The organism is Paraburkholderia sp. NMBU_R16 (genome assembly GCF_013282575.1).
Lineage (GTDB): Bacteria > Pseudomonadota > Gammaproteobacteria > Burkholderiales > Burkholderiaceae > Trinickia.
In genome coordinates, this window is sequence record NZ_JAAAYE010000230.1 from 1 (window position 1) to 949 (window position 949).

At 62.0% G+C, this 949-nt stretch carries 1 pseudogene; it reads right to left on the reverse strand.

From position 1 onward, the window contains the following. Positions 1-381: pseudogene (locus GWC77_RS28005) on the reverse strand (TAL effector repeat-containing protein); the annotation flags it as partial. Between the last annotated feature and the right edge of the window lie 568 nt (positions 382-949).

Here is a 949-nt window from a genome sequence, read left to right on the forward strand (position 1 = left end):
GTGCAACGCCTGCGAGCCGCCTCCGTTCGCCGCGATCCTGACGATGTCGTCCTTGCTGTAGCCGAGCGCGGGCGCGCGCAGCGCGGCACTGAGATCGCGCACCGTGCGCAACGCCTGCGAGCCGCCGCTGTTCGCCGCGATCCTGACGATGTCGTCCTTGCTGTAGCCGAGCGGTGGTTGCATCAAGGCGTGCCAGTGGTCCTCGATATACGCCAGGGTGGCTTGCCCACCGTGGTTTTTTGCAATCTTCCTGATCTCGGTCAAATTCAGATTGAGCGGGTTACCTGCTTGACCGCCTGATTGCTGGACAAACACCAGCGCTGGTTGTGAAGAAGATGTCGCCGCAGAGGAGGAGGCCGAGAAAGTCGGCTGCGAGCGCACTGCAACAGGAGCGCTGGCACTTGCCGGTGGGCGACGTCGCATTTGCAGCGGCAGTGCCAGGCCGCTAGGCGCGCGCGCTGGCGGTGCCGGGCGCAAGCTTCGGTCATCGAGTTCGGGCAAACGTGGTAGAGAGAGTGAAGGCGGCCTTCCCGATGGATTGCTCAGTAACGGTGGCAACGTGTCCGGCCGACCAGCGCCAACCCGTCTCTCCTGTCCTTGAACTATGGAGGCCAGCGGTGGCAACCGCGTTAACCCTTGAAGGCGTGCATCGGGTAGCAACGGGCCAGCCCGCCGTGACGGACCTTGCGCGCTCTGCACATCATCATTGTTGGGAGCCTGCGCGAATCCGGACTGGTTTGCCCCAGCACTACCGCCCACTCTTGACCACATCCTGTTTGCCTTTGACTTTGCTCTCAATGACCTCGGCACAACTCCCGAGTGCTGAGCTTCCCTCGGTTTTTCGCCTTCCAGAGGCCCCGAGTTATGCAGCCGTATCCTTTGTCCGCTGAGCCGTAAGCCAGTCTTGCATGAACTGAGTTGGCGACATGAAGCCAAGCGATGAATGACG